The sequence below is a fragment of the Oceanobacillus saliphilus genome (genome assembly GCF_023522835.1).
Classification (GTDB): domain Bacteria; phylum Bacillota; class Bacilli; order Bacillales; family Amphibacillaceae; genus Oceanobacillus; species Oceanobacillus saliphilus.
Genome location: NZ_JALCZU010000245.1, coordinates 1 through 255, shown reverse-complemented (window position 1 = coordinate 255; position 255 = coordinate 1). Strand labels below are relative to the sequence as shown.

Below are 255 nucleotides of genomic sequence, written 5' to 3'. Positions count from 1 at the left end.
CCATCACCGCTTCTAGGCTGAGCTCTTGAATGTTTCCTACTTCAACCATTCAGTTTCAAATCCCTTCTAGTCTTGCCAAGTCTCAATGACTGGCGCAACAAAATCATCTTCAGCCTCTGCTGTCTCAGCAACATCTGCATCATCTTCTAGCAGCGTGTTTCCTTCTTCAGCCAAGGTAAAGGCAACGTTGGCTTCAATCCACTTACGACGTGGTTCAACCTTATCACCCATCAACGTTGTTACGCGCTTTTCAGC

The 255-nt window shown here is 46.7% G+C and carries 1 protein-coding gene; it reads right to left on the bottom strand.

Annotation, left to right across the window (positions count from 1 at the left end; all coding sequences use genetic code 11):
• Positions 1-66: 66 nt before the first annotated feature.
• Positions 67-255: hypothetical protein (locus MN204_RS21045; RefSeq protein WP_249872993.1), on the bottom strand; the 189-nt coding region annotated here is incomplete at its 5' end.